Raw genomic sequence first — 15,771 nt, 5'->3', positions numbered from 1 at the left:
CCTCACTCCTTCCGGTCGGCGAGAGCTCCAGTGGCGATGACAGCAGCGCAGAGGATCGCAGCGCACAGTGCCGTGAGAAGTGTGAAGGGCACGACAGCCGTGCTGTCGTTGGACAGCATGCTCATCAGCGGACGGATGGGGGAAATCCAGCGGACCAGCAGTACGGCGAGGAGGGCGGCGGCTGCAGCGAGCATGGCGATGCCGATGCGCGGGATGACAAGGCGCGAGCAGAGCAGACCGATGGCGATGCCGATCATCGCGGCGGCTGATTCGGCGATGCCGCCGATCGTGAGCGCGCCGAGGGTGACGACGTGCTTGCCGGTGACGATCGGGTAGACGAGTCCGATCACCAGGAGCGGGACGCACCAGGAGAGGACAACGGCGACCGTGGTGGCGAGGACACGCAGAGAGCTGCCGATCATGACCCGGGTGATCTGGTGCTGGGTCGGGTCCTCGTGGTTGACGATGCTGACCGTCAGCCAGGTGGTACAGACGAGCATCGCCAGCACGCAGAACGCATAGGACTCCTGCAGAGGTCCGGAGTCGGAGGTGGTGCCGACCGCCATCAAGGCCAGGAAGATCAAGGTCGGTGGTAAATAGCGCTGGGAGAGCAGGACGCTGACGAGTAGGTACCGATAGAGGGCGGTCATTGCACCCGCCGGACAGAGGTGACAGAGCAGCCGTGGGTGAGTGCCGTGAGCAACGCGGCGTCGTGGCTGCCGGTCGGCAGGATCAGCGTCACGCCGTCATCGTTCCGTCGTACCTCGAGAACGTCTGGCTGCTGGGACCAGTCGAGATCCGGTCCGGACGTCAGGGTGATCTCGGTCAGAGTGGCGGTGGTGCCCGAAACGAGCTTCCCGTTGCGAAGTTCGCAAACGCGGGTGGCGGTGGACTTGACGGTGTCGTCGGAGTGCTCGGTGAAGGCGACAGCTGCACCCTGGTTGGCGGTCTCAGTCAGGAGCTCGCGCAACGTGCCGTGGGCGATCGCGTCAAGTCCGGCCCATGGCTCGTCGAGCACCAGGAGTTGTGGTGGCTCCAGCAGTGCCTGAGCCAGGGCGACCTTCTGGGCGTTGCCCTTGGACAGCTTGCGCATGGGTGTGTCTGCGCCGCCTGCCAGAGCGAGTCTGTCGAGCAGTTCGTCCGAGCGTTTCCTGGCCGCGTGGCTCGAGAGTCCCCGGATCCGTCCCATGTGCCTGAGGTACGCCGACGCCGACAAGCGGTCGTGCGAGGCGAAGACGTCCGGGACGTAGCTCACGACTTGCGCGTTCCGCCGTACGGTCCCCGACGTTGGTCGCGACAGGCCGACCATCAGTTTCAGCACAGTCGACTTGCCGGAGCCGTTCGCGCCGACCAGTGCCAGCAGTTCGCCGGCCGCGACCTGTAGGTCAACGTCCGCCAGCACCTCCCGCCGCCGGCCGTACCGTTTCGAGACGTTCCGCAGCCGCACTATCTCCACGCGCCGAGCCTATCGACATGACCCGGGCAAGCGGAGGCGTCAGTGCGAGCGAAGCAAGCAGAGAGGCGACAGCGAACGTGGTGATACCGGGGCCAGCCGCGGTCAGATCGGCGAGGGCGCCGGCCAGGATGGCAAAAACGCCGAATGCTGTCATCCGGAGAGCTGATTCCAGGCCGAGGACTTGCCCCCGCAGCTCCACCGGAGTCAGGTCGACGAGGACCTCCTGCTGTGCGAGCGACGCCGAATAGCCAAAGCTGCCGAGGGCAACAAATACGGCCAGTACGGCGATCGGCAGCTCGAACGCGAATCCGAGGAACGGTACGGCGAGGAGGTACCGCAGCCAGCGTCCAGCGGTCCGGCGACCCGAGGGGCTGAGGAAACGACCGATCACGAGGTCCCCGGTCATCATGCCGGCGGCTCCTGCGGCCAACAGCCAGCCGGCGCCCGATCCGGCGTACGGGACGAAGAGTGCCTCGCAGCCGACGATCAAGCCGTTCGGGATCGACAGGGCAAGCAGCAACGGCCGAGTGCTGGCCTGGCCGAGCAGGCGGCGGTTGCCGCGCCACGTCTCGCCGAAACCGGTACGGGCGACCCGCCGGGGAGCGCGGTCGCGCAGGCCGAAACGGAACGCCGGGATGGCCAGCGCCGAGGCGCCGGTCGCCAGCCACAGCACCGTGGACGGACTGAGGGCCTGCAGCAACAATCCCGCCGTACCGAAGCCGGCGATCTGCATGGCGCCGACGGACAGGTTCATCGCGGAGCGGCCGAGCACGAACTGGTCCTTGTCGACCACCTCGTTCAGCAGACCCCAGCGCACACCGGATCCGATCGACAGGCCATACGCCACCAGCAGGGCCAGCAGCAGTCGCGTCCCGGCGTTCAGATCGAGAGCGGCTTGAGCACCGACCGCCACTGTCGACAGCGTGGCGAGCATGATCAGGACGCGCCGCGGTCGCGCGGTGTCGGCCGCCGACATCAGCGTTGAGGCGCCCAATACCTGAGCCAGCGACGGACCGAACATCACCAGAGCCGCCAGCAGCGCCGAACCAGTGGCCGCGTCGACCATCAGTGCGAGTGTCAGGCTCGTCATCGTCGAGGAGGCAGTGCCGAGTGCGCTGCCGATCCACAGGCTGCGGAACTCCTGATTCGCGAAGAGCTGGCGGTAAGTAGTCATGCCACCGAGGATCGACTCCGGTCGATCGGCCACCTACAGTTTCGGATGGAGGCGAAACCTTGTCCGAGTTCCTCGTCGATGCCGACACCCTGGCGAACGCCCGATTCGGTACGTCGCAGCTGACCGAGACGGTAGCCGCGCTGAAGATGCTGAGGGCTCCGACCGAGCCCTGGTACCGCACCTGGAAGGACGCGCACGTCGCCGCTTACCAGGAGCAGCTCGCCGCTCATCCGATCTGGGCGGCGATCGTCGACAGCGGCTTCGGCCGCAGCTGGATCGCCGACTTCATCGCCGTGCCACCGCGTGAGCCGAACATGGTCCTCGAGGACGAACTGGAGTATCTCCTCGGCCTGGACGACGAGCACATCCGCGCCGACCTCAGGGTCGTACGGACGCCGTTGCCCGACATCCTGCTGGAGTCGAACGGGCTGGCCGAGCATGCGGCCGAGCTGTTTCGCTGGGTGTGGGCGGCTACGGTCGAGCCCGAGTGGCCGCGACGGCTCCGGGTGCTCCAGGCCGACATCGTGTCCCGTACGGCGCGGCTGAGCGCGCAGGGCTGGGCGGGTGTACTGCGCGACCTCGGTCCGAACGTCCGCTGGCTCGGCGACGGCCGCATCCAGATCAATCTCTGGAACTACCCGCCGACGGACGTCCGCGGCCGCGACCTGCTGTTCATCGCGGCCCATACGCTGCGCGTCAACGTCAGCTGGTTCCCACCGGATCTGTTTGCCCTGACCTATCCCGTCACCGGGATCTTCGCCGCCCGCGAGGCGCCGACCGAGCCGCTGGTACAACTGCTCGGCCGGAATCGCGCCCGCATCCTGGTCGAAGCCGCCACCCCGATCAGCACCACCGCCCTGGTCGCGACCACCGGTCTGTCCCTGGCCACGGTCGCGGACCACCTACGCATCCTGACCGAAGCCGGCCTCCTCGAACGCCGCCGCGCAGGCCGCTCAGTCCTCTACTGGCAATCCGACACCGGCACCCGCGTCGCCCAGCTGCGTCGCTAGCGGAAGGCCGCCATGCTGCCGATCGTGAGGCTGGGCCGACCATGTGGTCTCCATTGGACTGACGAGATCGTCATCTCTGACGATGAATGCTAGGGTTTCGTGCCATGGCAGCCGACGCCAAGCCAGAGCCGAACCGCCTGGAGCGGCGCAAGATGCGCACCCGGGCGGCGCTCGTACATGCAGCTCAGACCTTCATCGCCGACGGCAACCTGAACGTGCCGATACTGGAGATCACCAAGGCGGCGGATGTCGGGATGGGCTCGTTCTACAACCACTTCCAAACCAAGGACGAGCTGTTCTCGGCCGCTGTCGACGCTGCGCTCGAGGCGCACGGCGCCGTACTGGATTCGCTTGGTGAGTCGTCTGACGACCCGGCCGAGACGTTCGCGCGGAGCTTCCGGCTGACTGGGCGGCTGCATCGGAAGGCGCCGCAGCTGAGCCGGGTGCTGCTCCGCAGCGGGACCGAGCTGATCACGTCGGGGCGCGGTCTGGCGCCGCGCGCGATCCGCGACCTGCAGGCGGCGATCGACTCCGGCCGCTTCACCGCCCAGGACCCAGAGCTCGCCGTCGTCATCGCCGGCGGGGCCCTGCTCGCCCTCGGTCAGCTCCTCCTCGACCGCCCGGACCGCGACGACGCCACCGCCACAGACCAGATCGCCGAGGATCTGCTGCGCATGTTCGGCCTCCCGCCCGAGGAGGCGCGTTCGCTCAGCCAGGCTCCGCTCCCAAGCCTGGACGACCTCCCCGCCGCCTGATCTTTTGGGTGCGGGTTTGTCTCGCGTTTAGACGGAGGTGATTGTCCGCGGGCTTCGCTGCGTGAGTGTGCTGGTCGAGGTGGATGGTTTTAGCTCCGGGTGGTCTGTGTGCTTGGCGGGTTGGGGTGGGGTCGCCTGGGTGGGTTGGGACAGGTGCTGGTGGACTGACACAGGTACTGGGGGGCGGACACAGGAAATAACCTGTGTCGGGCCCCGGCTTCTTGTGCCAGGTCCGGCCGATCCCGGCATCCGGACGAAACCGGCCATATCCCGGGCACTAGGGCTGATTCGCCGGCTCGATGGCGGGTTGTTTGATCGATAGCGCCCAATAAACCGTCAGCCGTCACATAACCCGCTATCGGGCCCGGCCCGACAGCCACCTCCGGTGCCGAACGACCCGGTCCGCACGCTTCACGGCCGCACCACCCGGATCCACCCCGGCACGCGACCACTCGGGTGAGCAGCTCCGGGATAGCTGCGTCCTTCCCTGGTCCGGGTGGTGGGTGTCAAGGGTCGAAGATCGCGCAGCGACGCCGACGAAGGAGGCGCCCTTGACACCCACCGGCCGGACTAGCACCCTCACGCAGCCCGGAGCCGCGCCCTCGACCACACACCTTCGGCTCGCGCATTCCGTCGTACGCCCGGAGCAGCGCCCTCGACCACACCTTCGTCTCGGGCATTCCGTCGTACGCCCGGAGTCGCGCCCTCGACCACACCTTCGTCTCGCGCTATCCGTCGTACGCCCGGCGCCGCGCCCTCGACCACACCTTCGTCTCGGGCGATCCGTCGTACGACCGGAGCAGCGCCGCCCCGCCTGCAGCTCTGACGCCCCGGCACGGGAGTAGTTCGCGGCGGGCGGGCAGCGGGCCCGCCGCGAACCGATAGGGGTTAGTCGACCTGGATGGTTGTCGACAAGGGGAGGTTGGTGACTGAGGAGCCGGCGTGGAGGGTGAAGGTGCCGGGTTCGGTGGTCCAGCCGTTGTCCCAGTGTTGGAACGTGTGGGGTTGTAGGTCGATGGTGGCCTCGGTGGATTCGCCGGCGTCTAGGCGTACGACGGTGAAGCCGGCCAGCCAACGCACCGGGCGGTCGACGGTGGTTTCGGGGCGTTCGGCGTATACCTGGATGACGTGCTTGCCGGACCGTTCGCCGGTGTTGGTGACGTTGACCGACACAGCGGATTGACTCGCGGCAAGGTCGCTGAGGGACCAGGTGGTGTAGCCGAGGCCGTGGCCGAACTCGTAGGCGGGCTCGGTGCCGGCCCGGAGCCAAGCTCGGTAGCCGATGTGGATGCCCTCGTCGTACCGGACGATCCCGTTGCGCGGGGTCACGTCGATGACCGGTACGTCGGACTCCTCCCGCGCCCAGGTGGTCGGGAGACGGCCGCCCGGCTCCACGACGCCGAGCAGTACGTCGGCCAACGCGTTGCCGTACTCCTGCCCACCGAAGTACGTCACCAGTACGGCGGCCACCTCATCGCGCCACGGCATCAGCACAGGCGAGCCGGCGTTCACGACAACCACAGTCCGCGGATTCACCAGAGCGACGGCGCGGACCAAGTCGTCCTGCAGACCTGGAAGCGCCAGCGTCGTACGGTCGTAGCCCTCGGATTCGACCTTCGAGTTGGTGCCGACCACCACGACCGCGACCTCTGCGGCGCGGGCGGCGGCGACGGCCTCGTCGATCAGCGCCTGGGGGTTGGAGCGGTCGGGCTCGACGCCGACCGTGATGGCCATGGCGTCGGCGAACGCACCCTCGTGCTTTTCCAATTCGAGCTCAACCCGGACGTCGATCGATTGGCCCGCGGTGACCTCGACCGGCGTAGAGACCGACGGCGGAGCGAGCATGATCTCGGCGAGATCCTTGCCTTCAGGTACGGCGGTGACCTCGCGCGCCAGCGTGCCGTCGACGAAGATCCGCCCCAGACCGACGGACGCGAAGCCGAGCAGGATCGTGCCGCTCTCCGACGGCGTATACGTCGTACGGAACTCGAAGGTCGACGTCTGACCGATCGGCGCCCCACCACCGATATAAACGAGCGCACTCGAGAACCGGTCCTCCGCGAACAACTCGACCCCGTTGGCATCGAGGAATCGCACCCGCGCGCCGTGCTTCCCAGTTGATGGGTTGACCATCGACTCCAGCGGCAGCTCCGCGATGCCTTCCTGTACGACGGCCCCGACGGAGTACGTCACGTCGACACCAGGAAGCGCCGTACGCAAACCGTCGAGCGGGGAGACAACCGAGGACGGGATGACGGTCGCGCTGCCGCCACCCTGGGTGCGCGCGTGCTGCGCGTTGTGCCCGATGATCGCCACCCGCGACAACGCCGACGCGTCCCACGGCAGCTCGCCGGTGTTCCGCACGAGCACCGAGCCCTCGGCGGCCGCCGTACGAGCGAAAGCGACGCCGTCCACGTCCGGCACTGATGCCGGCTTTTCGAAACCTTCGAGCGCACCGACGCGGGCGCCGAGCGCGATGATCCGCAGCACCTTCCGGTCGATCGCGTCCTCCTTGATCTCCCCGGAGCGCACCGCCTCGACCAGCGCGTCACCCCACGCACCCACCGGCCCGGGCATCGCCAGGTCCTGGGAGTGCTTGGCGCTTTCCAGACTGCGTACGGCGGTCCAGTCGCTGACCACGACGCCGTCGAAACCCCAGTCGGTGTTGAGCGGGGTCTCGAGCAGTTCGTTCTCCGACGCGGTGGCGCCGTTGATGGAGTTGTACGAGCTCATCACCAGCCATGCCTTGGCCTCGGTGACAGCCTTCTCGAACGCCAGCAGGTACAGCTCGCGCAGCGCCCGCTCGCTCACCACCACGTCGGCGGTGAAGCGCTCGGTCTCGAAGTCGTTCGCGATGTAGTGCTTCGGCGTCGCGCCGACACCGAGCTCCTGCACACCGGACACGTAGGCGGCGGCGAGCTCCGACGTCAGCACTGGGTCCTCGCTGAACGCCTCGAAGTGCCGCCCGCCGAGTGGTGACCGATGCAGGTTGATCGTCGGCCCGAGTACGACGTCCACGCCCTTGCGACGGGCCTCGAGGCCCGACACGACGCCGTACTGATGGGCGATGCCGACGTCCCAGGACGACGCGAGCGCGGTCGCCGACGGGAGGTTGAGCGACGGGTCGCGCTCGTCCCAGACGGCACCGCGCACGCCGCTCGGACCGTCGGACAGAACCATCGACCGCAGCCCGATCCCGGGCAGCGGATGGGTGGACCAGAAGTCCTGGCCGGTCAGGATCCGGACCTTCTCCTCGAGCGTGAGGCGGCCGAGCAGTTCTTCGAAGTCACCGGGTGTCGGGCTCATGCGTTGCATGCTACGCGCGAAAACCGAGTAGTGCTAGGTTTTGAAATATGACTGCTTCTTCCAGAGGTCCGTACGCGAAAGGCGTAGCCAAGCGGGAGGAGATCCTGACCAAGGCGCTCGAGGTGATCGCCCGGCACGGCTACCGCAAGACGTCCACGCGAGAACTCGCGGCCGCCGTCGGCCTGAGCGAGGCGGGCCTGCTGCACTACTTCGGGTCCAAGGAGCAGCTCTTCGAGGCGGTGCTGCGGGCACGCGACGAGGCCGACCTCGAGCGGCTCGGCGATGAGGACGTCGTCGGCGGCCTGGTCAAGATCGTCCGGCACAACCGCGACGTACCGGGCCTGGTCCAGCTCTACTCGACGTTCTCGGCCGAAGCCGGCGATCCGCAACACGGTGCGCACGAGTACTTCGTGGAGCGTTACCAGCGGCTGCGCGAGTCGCTGGCCGACAGCATCCGGACCCGGCAGGCGGCCGGAACGATCAGCACGGCCGCGGATCCGGAGAAGATCGCCACCCTGCTGATCGCCGTGTCCGACGGACTGCAGATCCAGTCACAGTTCAGCCTCGACGACGAGCCGGCTGAGGTGATGGAGCACTTGCTGGCCTTGCTCTGACTTGCTGTGACCTACTTGGCGTACATCACGGTGCCGAAGCCGGTCTGGTCGAAACCGCCGCTGGTCGAGCCGTAGTCGCCGCCGCCTCCCTCCGGCCTGACCTGCGCGGCCATCTGGGAGATGTACGGCACCGACAGGTACTTCCGCCGGGTGTAGTGGAAGTGCAGGATCTCCCACACCGGCCGGAGCTGACCGCGGCTCGCGCTGGAGATCACCGTGTGCTCCTGGTAGGCGCAGCTTTGCCCAGTGCCCCAGGTGTACTTGGTGAACGGGACGTCCTGGCCGAGGTTGTACTTGGCGACGTACTGCGCGGCCTTCATGAAGCGGTTGTTGTCATAGCCGTACAGATCCTCGCCCTGGTTCCAGGCCATCTCGCAGAACGCGCCCATCTGCCCGATGCCCATCACGGTGTGGCCCTGGTCGCGGCCCGACTCCTGCCACTGAGCCAATCCTTCCGAGTCGTACACGAACGGGACGGCGTGCTTGATCGAGCCGTTGCCGGCGCCGGTCTTGAAGTAGTTGACCGCCTGGTCGTACTTCGCCGCATCGTCGCAGAGAATCGCGATGGCCAGGATCGAGTTCATGTTGCACAGATCCCAGTTGGCCCAGTAGTTGGTGATACAGGCGTCGTTGTGATTGTTCAGGAACGAGTTGTTCATCGGGTAGAAGACGTTCAGCATCATCGTCTTGAACCGGGCCAGGTCGAAGCCGGAGTAGCCGCGCATCAGCTCGGCCACGTTCGCGAACTGGTATCCGTAGAGGCCGGCCGCCAGGAACCGGTCTGCGTTACCGCCGATTGAGGTGAGCGTGGACGACCACGCGTTGAGGATGTTGCGCGCGGTGTCGCCGTGCGCGGTCGAGCCGGTGATCCACCAGCGCAGGGCGTTCTGGTAGGCGGCGGCGATGTCGTTGTAGAGCAGGCCGTAGTTCTCGCCGGTGCCGCCGCGGATGACCGTTGCCTGCGGCCTCGCTGCCCAGCCCGACTGGGCGTGCGAGTTGGCGATCAGCTTGTAGTAGCCCGAGAGCCACGGATCGGTGCCGGCGGCAACTCTGACCTTCGCCCGGTTCAGGTCGCCCCAGTTGTGCAGAGCGCCGGGGTGGGTGAAGGTGGCGGGTGCGGCAGTCGCCGGCCCGTCCAGCATGGTGATACCGGCTGCGGCCGCGGCCGCACCTGCGGTGCCTTTGAGCAACGTACGTCGATTGAACTCCCTCATTGCTGTTCTCCTTGTGGGGCGGTTGTCACTGCACAGTCAGGATGAGGTCCTTCGTTGTCGTGCCCGCGGCGTTCGTCACGCTCACCGTGGCGGTGGACGTGCCGGGGGCGGTCGGGGTACCGGTGACGACGCCGGTGGTCTGGTCGACCACGAGCCCGGCCGGCAGGCCTTGTACGGCGAAACCCGACGGGAAGCCGGTCGCGGTAAGGGTGAGCACGACCGGGGCGCCGGCGGTGAGGCCGGCGGTGTCCGGGGTGGTGATGACAGGCGGGGTGTCGGTCGGCGCGGTCGCCGCGTCCAGCCAGCGCAGGTTCGTGACGTGCTCGTTGACGTGCATCGGCACCATGTCGGCGACCGTGAACCAGCGGGGCTTCTGCATCGTCGACGCCATCACGGTGCCGTTGACGACCAGGTTCTGGAAGGTGACGTCCTTGATGCCGCGAGTCTCGTCGTACCCGAGCATCATCGCGGTCTCGGCGTGCTGGCCCGTGTACGTGAGGTTCTTGACGTACACGCCCTCGATGCCCCGGCCGGCCGAGGTGTTGTACGTCTTGTTGTACGCGACGCGCAGGTGGATGAACTCACCCCAGCGGAAGTCCTCCACCCGGACGTTCTCGATCCGCACGTTGCGGACCAGGTTGCTGTCACCGGGGTTCAGCGCGATGCAGCCCTGGTACCACTTCTGCGGCTCGCGGTGGTCGAGGATGTCGACGTTGCTGATGGTGATGTTCTCCAGTACCTCGGGGTTGGCGGTGTTGCCGTGGGTGCCGACGTTGATCGGGTGCGCCACGTCCGCCCACAGGCTGGAGTTCGAGATGGTGACGTTCCGGGTGTCGCCGTAGTAGTCCCAGCGGTGGGTGTAGAGGGCGATGCAGTCGTCGGAGCAGCGCAGGAACGAGTTGTCGATCAGGATCTCGCTGCTGGAGAAGATGTCGATGCCGTCGCCCCACTGGCCCGCGCTGAAGTAGCCGAAGTCGGTGATGGACACCTGCTCCGACTGGCCGGCCGTGATCGCGTAACCGGAGACCAGGTCGAGCATCGAGATGCCGTCGACACGGATGTTCTTCGAGTCCACGATGGTGCAGCCGCCGGCCTTGGTGCCGTAGATCAGGCCGCGGCCGGTGAGCGCGGCGTCGGCGACGTTCTTGAAGTTCACCCCAGCCTTGAGTACGGCGCCACCCGCCAGATAGACCGTCTTCCCGCTCGGCACCACTACCTCACCCGTCGCGGTCGTATGCACGCCGGGGCCGAAGTAGATGACGTCCGGATCGTTCGGGTCGGGCGCGTCGACCTCGATCGGGCGGGTGAGCAGGTGCAGGCAGTCGAAGATCTCGCCGTTCACCTCGATCACGAGCTTGCGCGGGTCGGTCAGGGTGAACTTGAGCGTGCTGCCGTCGATCGCCGGCTGGATCCCCGCCGCGAGCGGCCGGATCCGCGCGGTGTTGATGGTGCCCTTGGTGTAGGTGACCATCACCTCGACCGGCCCGGCGAAGTCGAAGTACACCATCGACGACTTCAGGATCTTCCCGGAGCCGGTCTTGGCGTTGATCTCCTTGAGATTGACCGAGTACGCCGACACCGGCTGCCACGGGCCCGGCGCCGTACGCACCTTCACCTCGAAGGTGGTGGCCTGCGCGATGCCCACGGGGATCGGATAGGTCTTCAGTCTCGGCACTTTGGTCTCCGCGGTGTCGGCACTGGCGGCGCTGGTCTGGGACGTGAGGTAGCCGGCGGCGACGGTGGCGCCGGCGGCCTGCAGCAGACGGCGTCGGGTGAATTCTCCGGTCATCGGCAGGGGCTCCTTAGCTGATCGACACGTGGTCGAAGACGGTGGTGCTGAGGACGAACGGGTTGCGGGACGTGACCGCGAGTCCGGTGTGGTATGGCGCATCGCCGAAGCCCGGGATGCCGGCCGGCTCGCCGAGTGGGGTCCAGGTCTGGCCATCGGTCGAGGTTTCGGTGCTGAAGGTTTCGCCGACTCGCCGCAGTCTCAGCCAGCTCGCGGTGATTGACAGTTCGGTCGTGACCAGAGTGGTTGCCACGCGCAAGCGTCGTACGAATTGGAGCTTGTCGCTTGTGATGATCACGCCGGCCATCTGGTCGAAGGGGTTCAGCGACTTGGTCATGATCAGGCCGGATCGGCCGGATTCGATGCTGGCGATGCGGGCGGTGATGGAGTGGTCGCCGGCCCGGAGCGTGGAGACGTAGTGGGCCGTCATGCCCTGGTTGATGACGTTGAGATCGGTGCCGGCGCCGCGGACGGTGAAGCTGCCGTCGGCGTAGTTGGTGATACCGGGCGTGCGGATCGATAAGGCGCTATAGGTGGCCAGCTGTCGTTCGTCCAGCACGTAGTCGCCGAGGTCGCGGTATTCCCAGGGGGCCGGCGGCGGTGCGGCGACGGTCAGGGTGAGGCGCTTGGTTATGGTCGCTGCGATGAGGTCGACGGCGAAAGTGCCTTGTTCTGTTGGGTTTCCGCCGATTATGCCGGTGCGGGGATCGATGATGAGGCCTTGGGGGAGACCGGTTGCGGTGAACGTCGTCGGGTCGTTGGTGGCCTCGATCCGGTACTGGAAGGGCCTGGTCAGGTTGGCGAAGGCGGTGCTGGCGCTGGTGATCTCGGGTGCCGGCGGGGTGGGCATGATCGCACTGGCCGGGTTGGAGCTCGGGCCGGCGCCGGCGACGTTCGTCTTCGCGACGGTGTAGTGGTACGTGGTTCCGCGTACGCCGGTCGCGTCGCGGTAGCGGGTCTCGACGCCGAAGCCGGTCACGCCGGTGGCGATGGTCTTGTAGGGGCCGCTGGGTGTCGTACTGCGCTGGATCGTGAAGGTGGCGGAGTGGTCGAGGTCGGTCCAGGCGAGCTCGATCGCGCTGGTGTCGGCTCGTGCGGTGAGAGTGCTGACTGTGGTGTCAGGGCGTCGTACGGACCAGCCTGGTGCGGTCACGTTGTCGAAGGCCGCGGTGGTTGTTTCCTTGTCGCCCAGGGCTGAGCAGACGGCGATGCCGGCGTACAGCGGGGCGCCTAGGCGGAGCTTGGAGGAGCCGACTTCGGTCCAGGTGTGGCCGTCGGGGGAGATCAGGCCGGTGAAGGTGTTGCCCTTGCGGACGAGGCGGACCCAGTACGGACGGCGAAGCCGATAGCCGTCGCTGGCTGCCTCGACGTACGGCGCCTGGAGCGGGGTCGCGGATTCCGGCAGTGTGCCGAGGTTGGAGATGGGGAAGCCGGCGTTGACCGTGATCGCCTGCTGCTGGGACGGCGGAACGGTGGTGCTGCCTGTTGCTGTCGTCTTCGCGCCGGTTGCGGGGCGGACGGTCCACACGCCGCTCCAGGTGTGGAGGGGGAGGCCCTTGATCAGCATGGATGCGTGGGCGGAGTCCGGGTCGAGGGTCTGGCGCATCATCACGCCGAGGGTGGCGTACTGCGAACTGACCGGGTGCGCTACGCGGGCGGTGATGACGCCGTCGCCGTACATCGGGAGGTAGGCGAAGTGGAAGCTGTCGGTGGTGCCGCCGATGTCGGTGCCGCCGGCTTCGATCGTGAAGGTGTGGCCGTCGAAGTCTGTTCTTCCTGTGGAGGTGCTGATGTTTTTGTTTGCCCAGGGCAATCTCTGGCTGGCGACCGCGAGCGAGTCCTCGACCTTGTAGTAGTACGTGCGGCCGGCCTGTCTCGCCGTACTGTCGGTGTAGGTCGTCTCGGTGACGCCGGTCGCGATGGTCGTGTACGGGCCGCCGGACGTTGCCCGCTGGATGGTGTAGCTCGTCGCGTTGGACGACACCCAGGTGAGTACGACGCCGGCGGCTTCGCTGCGGGCGGTCAGGCCGGAGGGTGTGCCGATTCTTGTGTTGGGTGTCGCTCCGGCGTGGGTCAGGGTGCCGAAGCCGGGGTGGTCGTCGTTGGTGCCTTCGATGAATCGGTTGCCGTTGTTGCGGAAGACAACTTGTTCGAGGTACGGCGCCTTGAGGCCGCGACGGCCGACGTAGTGGCCGTAGGCAAGCTCATAGATCGGCTGGAACTGTCCTCGGTTGCCGGTGGCAATGGTGGTCTTGAGGTACTTGCCGGTGCGGTCGAGGTCGGTGGCGAACGGGACGCCGTCGTCGCCGAGGTTGTAGCGGGCGGTGTACTCGAAGCCCTTGAGGATTCGGTTGTCGAGCTGGCCGTAGAGGTCGACACCCTGGTTCCAGGCGACCTCGGCGACGTTGGCGAGCAGTCCGAGAGCGAGCTGAGCGTAGGCCTGGCTGCGGCCGCTCTCCTGACCCTGGCCGGTGGCCTCGACGACGATGTGGTCGATCCGGCCGTTGCCCGCGCCGGCGACGGCGTACCGGATCGCGTCCTCGAACATCACGCGGTCGTCGCAGAAGACGGCTATCGCGATGATCGCCTGGAGGGCGGCGACGTCCCAGTTGCCGTTGGCAAATAGCGCGTTGCCGGCGAAGGAGCGGTACCAGACCTTGCGGAAAGAGTCTCGGCAACGGTCGACGTCAGCTGCGGCCCAGCCGTCGTACTCGCGGAGGAGCTCGGCGGCGTTGACGAACTTGAAGCCCTGGAGGCCCGAGCCGAGCTGACCGTCCGCGCCGGTGATCGCCTGCAGGCTGGCGGACCAGACGTTGAGGATGTCGCGCGCTTTGTCGGCGTGCTTCTTGTCGCCAGTGACACACCACATGAGCGCGTTCTGGTATGCCGCGCAGGAGTCGCTGACCGCCTCCGCCATGAAGTTCGCCGGCCCACGACCCCACGAGGTGATGTGCCCGGTGTTTCGGACGACATAGTCGTACGACGATCGGGGGTGCGCGGCGAGGGCGAGAAACCCGTCGTACACCGGCGCCTGTCCGGAGGCGACGGAGGACCGCATGCGCTCGAGGTCCTCCGTGGTGTGGAGCAGCCCGGGATGAAGGAACCCTGCTGTGGTGGCCGAGTCGGTGGCAGCGGGGTCAGTGCTCGTGGCGTTGGCTGGGGGAGGGCCTTCGGCGAGGTGGGCCGCGGCGACCGCTCCACCTGCCGCGGCCAGCACCGTGCGACGACTCATCAAGGTCATGGTTTCTCCCTGGGGCGGTGGGGCGGGGGAAGCGGCAATCACCCTGCCGGGCGGGATTGGACCGGTCAATAGCAAGCGCTTGCCAAGAAAGTTTCGAGAGGTTTTTATCGATCAAACGCAGCTGGGTGAGGTGATAATTGGACCGGTCAACTCGACCTCGACGAAGGGCGCCCGCGCGAGTGGTCACGATCAAGGACGTTGCGCTGCGGGCGGGCGTCACCAAGCAGACGGTGTCCAACGTCATCAACCAGCGGCCGGTGGTGAAGCCCGCCACCCGGGAACGCGTGCAGCAGGCCATCGCCGAACTCGGCTACACGCCGAACCTGATCGCCCGCGGCCTCGCGACCGGGCAGTCGATGATGATCGGCCTGGTCGTGCCGACGTTGGCGAACCCGTTCTACACCGAGCTGATCGAGCGGCTCGAGCGCTGCCTGGAGGTCGACGGCTACGGCATCGCCCTCTGTACGACGGACGGCGACCCGGACCGGGCGACCCAGCAGCTCGTCACGCTCAAACGCCGGTACATCGACGGGCTGATCCTCTTCGACGACGGCAACGTCAGCCGCCACCTCGACCTGGTCCGGCAACTGGAGCTTCCGTTCGTCCTGTGCGGATCCGAGCCCGAGATCCCGGCCGGAACCCCGGTGGTGACCTTCGACCACGCCCGCGCGGGCTACCTGGCCGGCGAACACCTGCGCGAACTCGGCCATCGGGAGATCGCCGTCGTCGGGGAGTTCCCCGCTCACCGCATGCGCCTGTACGGCGCCGAGCGGGCGCTGGCGGAGGGTTCAATCGCCATCCGCCCGACGCGGATCGTCTCGACACCAGAGAAGTCGCAGCGTGGCGGCGTCCGGGCAGCAACCCAACTCCTGGCCGACCATCCAGAGGTCACCGCGATCATCGCGACCCACGACCTCCTCGCCCTCGGCGTCCTGCAGGCAGCCGGCGCGACCGGCCGCCGAGTCCCGGACGACCTCTCGGTCATCGGCATCGACAACATCGCCGCCGCCGCGTCCGCGGAGCCGCCGCTGACGACGGTCGCGTTCCCGATCGACCAGCTGGCCCAGGAGTCGGTCGATCACCTCCTCGGGCTGCTCCGCTTGACCCGCCCGGAGCCCGCCGCGGTCTCCCTGACCCCGCGCCTCGTCGTACGCGAAAGCACGGCTCCGCCGCACTAGCACCCGGGCCGGGTGGAGTGGCAGGGGATAGTTG

At 67.3% G+C, this 15,771-nt stretch carries 12 protein-coding genes; 4 read left to right on the top strand and 8 right to left on the bottom strand.

Annotated features, from left to right (window positions below; all coding sequences use genetic code 11):
- Window positions 1-2: 2 nt before the first annotated feature.
- Genes EV646_RS08700 through EV646_RS08690 form a run of 3 tightly spaced genes read right to left on the bottom strand, consistent with a single transcriptional unit; the run spans window position 3 to window position 2,630 of the window.
- Window positions 3-650: a hypothetical protein gene (locus EV646_RS08700; RefSeq protein WP_132145802.1), complete on the bottom strand. Its 648-nt coding sequence runs from the start codon at window positions 648-650 to the stop codon at window positions 3-5.
- Window positions 647-1,456 carry an ABC transporter ATP-binding protein gene (locus tag EV646_RS08695; RefSeq protein WP_132145800.1) on the bottom strand — a complete coding sequence of 270 codons (810 nt, stop codon included), beginning with the start codon at window positions 1,454-1,456 and terminating at the stop codon, window positions 647-649. The genes EV646_RS08700 and EV646_RS08695 overlap by 4 nt, the downstream gene beginning before the upstream one ends.
- Window positions 1,386-2,630 carry an MFS transporter gene (locus tag EV646_RS08690; protein WP_132145798.1) on the bottom strand — a complete coding sequence of 415 codons (1,245 nt, stop codon included), beginning with the start codon at window positions 2,628-2,630 and terminating at the stop codon, window positions 1,386-1,388. The genes EV646_RS08695 and EV646_RS08690 overlap by 71 nt, the downstream gene beginning before the upstream one ends.
- A gap of 59 nt (window positions 2,631-2,689) precedes the next feature.
- Here EV646_RS08690 and EV646_RS08685 point away from each other — a divergent pair, with 59 nt between their 5' ends.
- Entirely contained in the window at window positions 2,690-3,640 is a 951-nt protein-coding gene (locus EV646_RS08685) for a winged helix-turn-helix domain-containing protein (protein WP_132145796.1), read from the top strand.
- Between the two features lie 104 nt (window positions 3,641-3,744).
- Window positions 3,745-4,395, top strand: coding sequence for a TetR/AcrR family transcriptional regulator (locus EV646_RS08680; protein ID WP_132145794.1), 651 nt, complete (start codon window positions 3,745-3,747; stop codon window positions 4,393-4,395).
- 579 nt (window positions 4,396-4,974) lie between these two features.
- Here EV646_RS08680 and EV646_RS08675 read toward each other — a convergent pair.
- Together EV646_RS08675 and EV646_RS08670 are read right to left on the bottom strand one after the other, a co-directional pair.
- Window positions 4,975-5,232, bottom strand: a complete 258-nt coding sequence (locus EV646_RS08675; RefSeq protein ID WP_132145792.1) for a hypothetical protein — start codon at window positions 5,230-5,232, stop codon at window positions 4,975-4,977.
- A 51-nt stretch (window positions 5,233-5,283) separates the two neighbouring features.
- Window positions 5,284-7,701 carry a glycoside hydrolase family 3 protein gene (locus tag EV646_RS08670; protein WP_132145790.1) on the bottom strand — a complete coding sequence of 806 codons (2,418 nt, stop codon included), beginning with the start codon at window positions 7,699-7,701 and terminating at the stop codon, window positions 5,284-5,286.
- Window positions 7,702-7,748: 47 nt separating this feature from the next.
- Between EV646_RS08670 and EV646_RS08665 the strand changes: the two genes are divergently transcribed.
- The gene (locus tag EV646_RS08665; protein ID WP_132145788.1) at window positions 7,749-8,315 is read left to right on the top strand and encodes a TetR/AcrR family transcriptional regulator; all 567 of its coding nucleotides are present in this window, start codon (window positions 7,749-7,751) and stop codon (window positions 8,313-8,315) included.
- Between the two features lie 11 nt (window positions 8,316-8,326).
- On the opposite strand, the gene EV646_RS08660 is transcribed toward EV646_RS08665, so the two are convergent.
- The 3 genes from EV646_RS08660 to EV646_RS08650 are packed head-to-tail and all read right to left on the bottom strand — an operon-like array spanning window position 8,327 to window position 14,550.
- Window positions 8,327-9,529: an alginate lyase family protein gene (locus EV646_RS08660; RefSeq protein WP_132145786.1), complete on the bottom strand. Its 1,203-nt coding sequence runs from the start codon at window positions 9,527-9,529 to the stop codon at window positions 8,327-8,329.
- Window positions 9,530-9,554: 25 nt separating this feature from the next.
- Window positions 9,555-11,318, bottom strand: coding sequence for a glycosyl hydrolase family 28 protein (locus EV646_RS08655; protein WP_132145784.1), 1,764 nt, complete (start codon window positions 11,316-11,318; stop codon window positions 9,555-9,557).
- 13 nt (window positions 11,319-11,331) lie between these two features.
- Window positions 11,332-14,550, bottom strand: a complete 3,219-nt coding sequence (locus tag EV646_RS08650) for an alginate lyase family protein (RefSeq protein WP_199236874.1) — start codon at window positions 14,548-14,550, stop codon at window positions 11,332-11,334.
- A 188-nt stretch (window positions 14,551-14,738) separates the two neighbouring features.
- On the opposite strand from EV646_RS08650, the gene EV646_RS08645 reads away from it, so the two are divergent.
- Window positions 14,739-15,737 (top strand): LacI family DNA-binding transcriptional regulator, encoded by a 999-nt coding sequence (locus tag EV646_RS08645; protein WP_132145780.1) that lies wholly within the window; start codon window positions 14,739-14,741, stop codon window positions 15,735-15,737.
- Window positions 15,738-15,771 lie beyond the last annotated feature (34 nt).

This window comes from Kribbella antiqua (assembly GCF_004345665.1).
Classification (GTDB): domain Bacteria; phylum Actinomycetota; class Actinomycetes; order Propionibacteriales; family Kribbellaceae; genus Kribbella; species Kribbella antiqua.
Note: the sequence above shows the minus strand (reverse complement) of the source record. Positions and strands in the feature narration are given on the sequence as shown.